Origin of the sequence: Pseudoalteromonas simplex, from assembly GCF_015278155.1 — a bacterium.
GTDB lineage: Bacteria > Pseudomonadota > Gammaproteobacteria > Enterobacterales > Alteromonadaceae > Pseudoalteromonas > Pseudoalteromonas simplex.
On sequence record NZ_JADILN010000015.1, the window covers coordinates 53,550 to 61,927 of the forward strand.

Below are 8,378 nucleotides of genomic sequence, written 5' to 3' on the forward strand. Positions count from 1 at the left end.
TGGGCGCTCTAAGGAGGGAGCATGGCACAGGTTTCAGGCAAGCTATCCCATTGGCTTGCCTTTTATTTATGTAAAGGGCTTGGGATAAAAAGCCTTATTGCATTAAGTCAAAAGCAGCCACTGGATGAGCTATTTAAGTTATCTAGTTTAGAGCTTCAGCAGCTGGGCTTATCACAAAGCCAAGCCGATAACTTAGTTAATACCGATTGGCAATTAGTCGCCCACTATCAAGAGCAGATATCAACGCTTAAAATCAAAGTGATCAGTTATTTTGATAGCAACTATCCGCCCTTACTCAAACAAATAGCCAGTGCACCTATCTTATTATTTTGTTTAGGTAACACTGAGCTATTACGGTCACCACAAATAGCAATTGTCGGTAGCCGTAATGCCACACCAACAGGGCTTGAAATAGCCGCTGAATTTGCTCATCAATTATCTTCTGTTGGCATGACGGTGACATCTGGTATGGCTTTGGGCATTGATGGCGCAGCCCATAAAGGTGCATTAGCAGGAACAGGAAACACCATTGCTGTACTTGGTACGGGTATCGATATTGCCTATCCCAAACGCCATAGTTTGCTCATTAAACAAGTTGCAGAGCGGGGCTTATTGGTTTCTGAGTTCTTACCAGGCACTGCTGCTAATGCCGCTAATTTTCCGCGCCGAAACCGTATTATCTCTGGATTATCATTAGGTGTGTTGATTGTAGAAGCGCAGATTAAAAGTGGCTCTTTGGTTACCGTACGCTATGCACTTGAGCAGAATAAAGAAGTGTTTGCAGTGCCGGGTTCTATAAAAAGCCCACTTTCAGAGGCGAGTCATTTTTTAATTAAGCAAGGCGCTAAATTGACAGAAAATATTAGTGATATTCTTGATGAAGTGAGCTTTTTCTGTGAAAACAGTCTATATAGTATAGAACAGCCCATAGCAGATGAACCCGACTGCCCAGTGTTCAAAAGTATAGGGTATGAGGTAACAAGTGTTGATCAAATAACACAGCGCAGCCAATTACCTGTAGACGAAGTACAAGCTCGGTTACTCGACCTAGAGCTCGCAGATAAAATCGAACGAGTACTAGATGGTTATATAAGACTGGGAGGACATAAACATGTTTGACATCCTCATGTATCTTTTTGAAAACTATATCCATAGTGAAGCTGAAATCTTTACTGAAGAGAACGAACTTACCGATGAGTTAGTTCGTGCTGGCTTCAACAAACCTGAAATCTACAAAGCCCTTGATTGGCTAGAGCAACTTGCAGACTTACAACAAAGCGATATCTACCCGTACCTTAATGCCCAACCACAACATGCTATGCGTATTTACACAGATAGTGAATGCCAAATGTTAAGTGTTGAGTGTCGCGGCTTTTTAATGTTTATTGAGCAAATTGGTGTGATTAACACCGTAACCCGCGAAATGGTGATAGATAGGCTTTGCGCTTTAGATAAACCATTTATTTCTTTGGAAGATCTAAAGTGGGTAGTGCTGATGGTGTTATTTAATGTACCTGGATCAGAGCAAGCTTACGCACAAATGGAAGACTTAATATTTGACGAACCAACCGATGTATTACATTAATTCGACTTTGCTTGTATCTTTGTTGAGTTTGGGTATATTAGGCGAAAATTAGCCAACCCCACAGGAATCTTATGAGTAAAATCGACCATTCTCTTTTTTCTGCAGATAAACATGCACTCGAAAAAGAGTATGAGGTTTGCCCTAAATGCGGTTCTGAATTGGTTATGCGCAACTCAAAGTCAGGGCCATTTTTAGGCTGTGCCAGTTACCCTAAATGTGACTACATCCGCCCATTAGCTCATCACGATAGCCAACAAATAAAAGTACTCGAAGACAGTGCCTGCCCAGAATGTGGCAAGCCATTGGTAATTAAAAATGGCCGCTACGGCATGTTTATTGGGTGTACGGGCTATCCCGAGTGCCACTATATTGCACATGATGAAGAGCCTGACGGTGCCCCTCAATTACCTGCTTGCCCAAAATGCAAAAAAGGCCAGCTGGTTGCGCGTAGTAATAAGTTTGGCAAAACCTTTTATTCTTGTGATGGCTATCCGCGCTGTAAATATACGCTTAATCATAAACCTGTGGCGACCGAGTGTCCTGCCTGTCAGTGGCCAATTATGACCGAAAAGAAAACTGCTTCAGGTGTTGTGTTACAATGCCCGCAGAAGTCGTGTATGCATAAGTTAGTCGAATCTTAATGCACTTGTAATTTGTTTATTTAGGAGAGTTTCTTTGTCTGATCCTGTTGCACAACCAGCCAATGCAATTGACGCTTTGCAGCAAGGCGGTGTGATTGTTTACCCAACCGAAGCTGTTTTTGGTCTTGGTTGCGATCCTGATAACCAAGCTGCGGTTGAAAAGCTTTTAGCCATCAAACAACGCCCTGTAGAAAAAGGCTTAATTTTAATTGCTGACAATTATGGCCAGTTATTAAAGTATGTAGATGATGCCAAAATCCCCATGGATAAACGTGCTGATATCTTTTCACAATGGCCAGGTGCTATCACTTGGGTGATGCCGGCAGCAAAAGAAACGCCAAAGTGGTTAACGGGTCAATTTGATACTATTGCTGTGCGTGTAACTGATCACCCAACAGTAAAAGCCCTGTGTCAGCAATTTGGTAAGCCGTTAGTTTCAACAAGTGCAAACTTAACCGGTCAAGAAACGGTAATGACTATCGCACAAGCGAAAAGCGAATTTGCTGACACGGTAGATTTTTATGTTGATGAGCCGTTAGGTGGCAACAGCCAACCAAGTGTGATCAAAGACGCTGCGACCGGCAAAGTATTTAGAGGATAAACATGCAAAGCGAGCTACTCGAACAAGTTAAAACCTATTTAATGGCCTTACAAGATACAATTTGTCAGGGTCTTGAGAGTGCCGATGGCAAAGCAAAATTTGTTGAAGATAATTGGCAACGTGCAGAAGGCGGCGGTGGTCGTACTCGTGTTATCCAAGGTGGTAATGTCATCGAACAGGGGGGGGTAAACTACTCGCATGTTTTTGGCGCGTCAATGCCAGCATCTGCAACAGCGCATCGTCCAGAGCTCGCAGGTCGTAGTTTTCATGCATGTGGTGTGTCATTAGTGATCCATCCTAATAATCCACATATTCCAACGAGTCACGCCAATGTGCGTTTCTTCATTGCCGAAAAAGAAGGTGAAGATCCAATTTGGTGGTTTGGCGGTGGTTTTGATTTAACACCTTATTACCCTGTATTTGAAGATGTACAACATTGGCATCAGGTGGCAAGCAATTTATGTCAGCCATTCGGTGCAACAGTTTACGACAAATATAAAAACTGGTGTGATGATTACTTTTATCTAAAACACCGTAGCGAAACACGTGGTGTTGGTGGCTTATTCTTTGATGATTTAAATGAGCTCGGCTTTGAACAAAGCTTTGCCTTTATGCAGGCGGTAGGAAATGGCTATTTAGATGCTTACCTTCCTATTATTGAGCGCCGTAAAAACACGCCGACAACCGAACAGCAACGCGATTTCCAACTGTATCGTCGTGGTCGTTATGTTGAATTTAATCTTGTTTGGGACCGCGGTACATTATTTGGCTTACAAACAGGCGGACGTACTGAGTCAATTTTGATGTCGATGCCACCATTAGCACGTTGGGAGTATAACTATGTACCTGCTGCAGATAGCCCAGAAGCTAAGCTGTATCAGTACTATTTACGTCCGCAAGATTGGTTAAACAGCAAAGAATCAGATTTAGTTGCACGTCAGTGGCAGCTTTAATCAAGTATTGAAACCACTCGAACCAACATTGCGTTGTCACCCTCTACGAGGGTGGCGACACTGTCACTGTTAGTCAGCTCTGCCAACACACTAAATAGCACTTCTGCTTTTAATATCTCTAACTTATCAGATGGTGTATCAATGGGGGCACTAACCTGTGTTAAGCATTGACTAATATCACAGGCATAGAAATCAAGTTTCACCTCAAAATATTCAGGGTGCTGAATAAGCTTATCAAAACCATCAACAATGCTTTGTTCATGTTTATCGCTCTGTGAGGTTTTATCTTGACTGATAAGAGATTGAGCAATCTGTTGAATATCATCCTGATAAATATATTGATCAATAGTGCTTAGTTGATCAGCAGTATCATTCACGCTGTGCTGATAGGTAAATAATAGCGCTGCAATAATCCCAATGCAGACTAAAAGAGTTGTTATAAATTTCATTTAAACATCCTTATTTACTATGAAATGTATATAACAACTCTAGCAGTTGCACGAAAAGTGCGCAATTTAGCTTAATTTGAAGCGTCTTACTTGTTCATCCAGTGACCGTGCTAACGACAACAGCTCTTCACTGACTTTTTGGTTTTCATGGGCATCAACCAATGAGTGCTCGGCATTGTCACTAATTGCTATAACGCTTTGGTTAATTTCTTCAGCTGCTAGATTTTGCTGTTCAGTGGCATCAGCGATTTGCACGTTAAGTTGATTTATTTCGCTCATCTGCGAAGAAATATCACGTAGAGCTTTTGCAACTTGCTTAACTTGAACTGCTCTTTCGTCGGCTTCTTCGCAAGAGTTATTCATGGTATTAACGGTTTGTGCTGCTTCAGCTTGTAGTTTATCGATAGTGCGGCGAATTTCGTCGGTTGAGTCATGGGTACGGGTTGCTAAAGTACGTACTTCATCGGCTACCACAGCAAAGCCTCGGCCAGCTTCACCAGCACGAGCGGCCTCAATGGCAGCATTAAGTGCAAGTAAGTTAGTTTGCTCGGCAATGCTACTGATCACCTCGAGTACTTTACCAACGTCTAACGTTTGCGTTTGTAGTTGACTTACTTGCTCAGCTGCTGCTCTAACATCTGCCGCAAGTTGATTAATACTTTGCTCAGTGTGCTCAGCAACATGTAAGCTTTGCTGCGCAAGTTGATTACTGTGCTCAGACTTCTCAGATGCAAAATGGGTGGTGTTTTTTACTTCGCTTGATGAGCTTTCTAATTCGTTGATGGCGGCAGCGACCGAATCTGTCCCTTGCTTTTGCTTTAAGATCGCTTGCTCGGTGGTATCCGCTGAGGCATAAATGCTTTCGGCAGAGTGGATCAATACCTTAGAAGAATGGGATACTTGGGCAATATTATCTTTAAACGCGCCTATCATGTGATTAAAGCTGGTGGCGAGAGAGCTAAGCTCGTCATTATTATTGTCATTTACCGTGAGGCTTAAATCTTTATTGGTGGTTGCCAAGTGCATGGTGTGGCTAATGACTTTTAAGCGTTTGATGAATATTTTTCTAAACATCACGGCCAGTAGTGAAAATGCAGTAATGAAAATAGTCGTTAGTAGTAGCGTATTCGTTAAGGTGTTTTGCGATACTTCTTGCTCAATATCAGCCAACGAATAACTAATTTTTACTACACCTAACACATCGCCTTCTTGTGCTTGATGGCAGCCTAAGCAGTTTGTTCCTTTATAATCACTGCGAGCAAACATAGGCTTTAGATAAGTCATCGTACTTTTTTGATTATCAATAAATAGTGCTTCAGTGCCTGTCAGTGCTTTTCGTTCAGCATCGTTAGTCGCAACTTGGTTGGCATTTCCTGGCCCATAAATTTTATTAACGATTGGACTACGAATGATATGGGCGTCTGCAATATTAGGATGGCTTCTTAATTTAGTACTCAGAATTTCGCGATTAGCCATAGTGCCAGTTAGCATCATGGTGTTAATAGAATCAAAATAATTATCGGCAAGCAGTTTTATGTTACTTTCAACGGTATCTTGCGCTAATTCATGCTGTTGCTGAGCGCTGCTGAATATACTGGCAAATAATACCAATACGCCTGTTAGTGCTAACAAGGCATAAATTTTAAATTGGATAGACTTCATTCGACGACGCTTTTTCTAAATTAAGGAAAATTTATTATCTTTATTTAGAAAAAGCGTACATTGATATAGCGCAAAGCTTCGTTAGTTTTGATTGATCATATGGCTGGCGAGTTGCGATAACGATTGTCTTAACCCTTCGCGCAGGAGTGGGTTATCAATCTCGATATCAAGCGTTTTATTCATACAATGCATCCATTGGTCACGTAGGTCTTGATCAATAGGGAAAGGCATGTGACGCTTTCTTAGCATTGGGTGACCATATTTTTCAACGAATAGGTCAGGGCCGCCCAGCCAGCCAGATAAAAACTCAAAGAATACTTGGCGAATTCTATCTAAAGGCTGAGGATGCATATCATATAATGGTTTGGCGTATTCATCTGTGGCCATTATGTCGTAAAATCGATTTGCAATTGCTCGAGCTCCTGCTTCACCGCCAATAATTTCGTAAGGTGTTTTTTCTGGGGTAGGTGTTTCAGGCGTTGGTTTCGATTTAGAAAAAAGTCGTTTAATCATAATATTAATAAAGCTCTACAGGGCGAAGAGGTTGCTTCACTATGGACAAATACGCGGTTTTTGGAAATCCAATAAAACATTCGAAATCACCCGCAATACACGCACAATTTGCTGCATCATTAAACGAGCAAATACAATACAGCGCCATTTTAGCACCAACAGATGCATTTGAAAAAACTGTCGCTGAGTTTTTCGCTGCGGGTGGTAAAGGGGCTAATGTCACTTTGCCATTTAAAGAGCAAGCGTTTGCCATGGTCGATGAACTTACAGAGCAAGCGAAAATAGCCGGAGCCGTAAACACGATTAAACAACTCGAAGATGGTAGCCTACTTGGCGATAACACCGATGGTGTAGGGCTTGTTAAAGATCTTTTAGCCAATAAAGTCACCTTAAAAAGGCAGCGAGTACTTCTTATTGGCGCTGGTGGTGCGGCGCGCGGTGTTATTCAGCCATTATTGAATGAGCAAATCGAAAGCTTAACAATAGCCAACCGTACCGCCGAAAAAGCAAAGGCGCTAGCGAGTCATTTTAATGGTGAAATTGATGTGCAGGGCTTTGCTTTGAATGATATCCCAGCAAACAACTATGATGTGGTGATTAATTCAACCTCAAGTAGCGTAACGGGAGAACTGCCTGGTATAGCAAAAGAGTGCGTTGCTAAGTGTCAGTGCGCTTACGATATGTTTTACGCGAATGATGATACGACATTTACATGTTGGGTTAAGTCGATTAACCCAACATGTTTAACTCTCGATGGTTGTGGCATGCTTGTTGGTCAAGCGGCACAGGCTTATTTTGTATGGCGCAATAAAATGCCAGAAATCATCCCCGTTGTTAGCGCGCTTAAAGCAGGAGAAATTGCGTGAATCAAGCTATCCAATTTATAGACAGACTCGAATTTAAGCCTGAAGAAAAGCAGTTGGTGTTTTTTGCCCAAGTTAGTGGCTTTATGGTGGAGTGTGTTATTGATACCAGCAAGTATGATTTTGCAGATCAAAGCAGTGCAGTTAATTACTTTGAATCTTATCGTTTCGATTACGAAGAGCTCGCCGAGCAGCTGATCGAAGATGAGCAGTATAACTCGGCAGGACAAATCGAATTAACCGAGGTGTTTTAGCCCTTAGCTAAGTATTCATCTTTAAGCTGAACATAATTATCAGCAGAGATATTTAAAAAGGCGCGCTCTTGCTCTGTTAAAGGGCGAGCCTGTTTAACAGGGCTACCGACATAAAGGTAACCAGACTCTAAACGCTTGTTAGGTGGTACTAATGAACCACCACCAATGATCACATCATCTTCAACAATTGCGTTGTCCATCACAATTGCGCCCATCCCAACAAGTATACGATTACCAAGTTGGCAGCCGTGTAGCATAACTTTATGACCAACAGTGACATCATCACCAATAATAAGAGGGTAGCCATCGGGGTTTGACTGAGAGGCACGTGTTAAATGTAAAACACTGCCGTCTTGAATATTCGTACGTTCACCAATACGTATATAGTTAACATCACCTCGCGCAGCAACAAGAGGCCATACACTTGAATCTTTACCAAGCGTAATATCACCCACTAAAACCGATGACTCATCAATATAAACACTATTATCGTATGTCGGAGTGATCCCTTTATAAGAACGGATAGTCATAAATTCACCTTTTAATTTTAAAATGCGCTCAGTCTAGTGTAACAGCGAAGCAAATAAATACACCAAAACAGAGCTAAATTGACTGCTAAACAGCCAGTTTTAGGGTGTTTAGTTCAAAAGCTGAGCGAACAGTACGTTTTTTTAAATTTTATTGAAAAAAGTGCTTGCGTAAAAAATCCATCTCCCTATAATGCGACCCCACTGACACGGCGGGCAGCAACGAAAGGCGCTGAACAAAGTGACACAGAGTTAAGTGAAACTTCGGTTTCAAATAATCGAAAGAAAGTTTGAAATTAAGTATTGACTCGAAAAATTAAGGATGTATTA

The 8,378-nt window shown here is 41.7% G+C and carries 11 protein-coding genes; 7 read left to right on the forward strand and 4 right to left on the reverse strand.

Annotated features, from left to right (window positions below; translation table 11 throughout):
• Positions 1–21 precede the first annotated feature (21 nt).
• From dprA to hemF, 5 genes are all read left to right on the forward strand, one after another.
• Positions 22–1,119 carry a DNA-processing protein DprA gene (dprA, locus tag IRQ78_RS19000; RefSeq protein ID WP_054554768.1) on the forward strand — a complete coding sequence of 366 codons (1,098 nt, stop codon included), beginning with the start codon at positions 22–24 and terminating at the stop codon, positions 1,117–1,119.
• Positions 1,112–1,585: a DUF494 family protein gene (locus IRQ78_RS19005; RefSeq protein ID WP_054554767.1), complete on the forward strand. Its 474-nt coding sequence runs from the start codon at positions 1,112–1,114 to the stop codon at positions 1,583–1,585. The genes dprA and IRQ78_RS19005 overlap by 8 nt, the downstream gene beginning before the upstream one ends.
• A gap of 71 nt (positions 1,586–1,656) precedes the next feature.
• Positions 1,657–2,226, forward strand: coding sequence for a DNA topoisomerase family protein (locus IRQ78_RS19010; protein WP_138617973.1), 570 nt, complete (start codon positions 1,657–1,659; stop codon positions 2,224–2,226).
• Between the two features lie 34 nt (positions 2,227–2,260).
• Complete coding sequence (locus tag IRQ78_RS19015; protein ID WP_062564610.1) at positions 2,261–2,827, forward strand: L-threonylcarbamoyladenylate synthase; 567 nt, start codon at positions 2,261–2,263, stop codon at positions 2,825–2,827.
• Between the two features lie 2 nt (positions 2,828–2,829).
• Complete coding sequence (gene hemF / locus IRQ78_RS19020; RefSeq protein WP_138617969.1) at positions 2,830–3,780, forward strand: oxygen-dependent coproporphyrinogen oxidase; 951 nt, start codon at positions 2,830–2,832, stop codon at positions 3,778–3,780.
• Here the strand turns inward: hemF and IRQ78_RS19025 are convergent.
• The 3 genes from IRQ78_RS19025 to IRQ78_RS19035 all read right to left on the reverse strand — a co-directional run bounded on the left by IRQ78_RS19025 (position 3,777) and on the right by IRQ78_RS19035 (position 6,404).
• Positions 3,777–4,229, reverse strand: a complete 453-nt coding sequence (locus tag IRQ78_RS19025; RefSeq protein ID WP_138617967.1) for a hypothetical protein — start codon at positions 4,227–4,229, stop codon at positions 3,777–3,779. The two genes, hemF and IRQ78_RS19025, sit on opposite strands and share 4 nt — an antisense overlap.
• Positions 4,230–4,295: 66 nt before the next feature.
• On the reverse strand, positions 4,296–5,891 hold the full coding sequence (locus tag IRQ78_RS19030; protein WP_194442925.1) for a methyl-accepting chemotaxis protein: 1,596 nt from the start codon (positions 5,889–5,891) through the stop codon (positions 4,296–4,298).
• Positions 5,892–5,972: 81 nt separating this feature from the next.
• Positions 5,973–6,404, reverse strand: coding sequence for a group II truncated hemoglobin (locus IRQ78_RS19035; protein WP_054554758.1), 432 nt, complete (start codon positions 6,402–6,404; stop codon positions 5,973–5,975).
• Between the two features lie 41 nt (positions 6,405–6,445).
• Here IRQ78_RS19035 and aroE point away from each other — a divergent pair, with 41 nt between their 5' ends.
• Both aroE and IRQ78_RS19045 read left to right on the forward strand, forming a co-directional pair.
• Positions 6,446–7,270: a shikimate dehydrogenase gene (gene aroE / locus IRQ78_RS19040; RefSeq protein ID WP_138617961.1), complete on the forward strand. Its 825-nt coding sequence runs from the start codon at positions 6,446–6,448 to the stop codon at positions 7,268–7,270.
• The gene (locus IRQ78_RS19045) at positions 7,267–7,521 is read left to right on the forward strand and encodes a DUF1488 family protein (protein ID WP_054554756.1); all 255 of its coding nucleotides are present in this window, start codon (positions 7,267–7,269) and stop codon (positions 7,519–7,521) included. Before aroE ends, IRQ78_RS19045 begins: the two co-directional genes overlap by 4 nt.
• Here the strand turns inward: IRQ78_RS19045 and IRQ78_RS19050 are convergent.
• A complete protein-coding gene (locus IRQ78_RS19050; protein WP_194442926.1) occupies positions 7,518–8,051 on the reverse strand; it encodes a gamma carbonic anhydrase family protein in 534 nt (177 codons plus the stop codon). The two genes, IRQ78_RS19045 and IRQ78_RS19050, sit on opposite strands and share 4 nt — an antisense overlap.
• Positions 8,052–8,378 lie beyond the last annotated feature (327 nt).

Excerpts from the sequence above, each read along its gene's own strand:
- dprA (WP_054554768.1), top strand. The coding sequence starts at position 22 with ATGGCACAGGTTTCAGGCAAGCTATCCCATTGGCTTGCCTTTTATTTA.
- IRQ78_RS19050 (WP_194442926.1), bottom strand. The coding sequence starts at position 8,051 with ATGACTATCCGTTCTTATAAAGGGATCACTCCGACATACGATAATAGT.
- IRQ78_RS19030 (WP_194442925.1), bottom strand. The coding sequence starts at position 5,891 with ATGAAGTCTATCCAATTTAAAATTTATGCCTTGTTAGCACTAACAGGC.
- hemF (WP_138617969.1), top strand. The coding sequence starts at position 2,830 with ATGCAAAGCGAGCTACTCGAACAAGTTAAAACCTATTTAATGGCCTTA.
- IRQ78_RS19025 (WP_138617967.1), bottom strand. The coding sequence starts at position 4,229 with ATGAAATTTATAACAACTCTTTTAGTCTGCATTGGGATTATTGCAGCG.
- IRQ78_RS19035 (WP_054554758.1), bottom strand. The coding sequence starts at position 6,404 with ATGATTAAACGACTTTTTTCTAAATCGAAACCAACGCCTGAAACACCT.
- aroE (WP_138617961.1), top strand. The coding sequence starts at position 6,446 with ATGGACAAATACGCGGTTTTTGGAAATCCAATAAAACATTCGAAATCA.
- IRQ78_RS19005 (WP_054554767.1), top strand. The coding sequence starts at position 1,112 with ATGTTTGACATCCTCATGTATCTTTTTGAAAACTATATCCATAGTGAA.
- IRQ78_RS19010 (WP_138617973.1), top strand. The coding sequence starts at position 1,657 with ATGAGTAAAATCGACCATTCTCTTTTTTCTGCAGATAAACATGCACTC.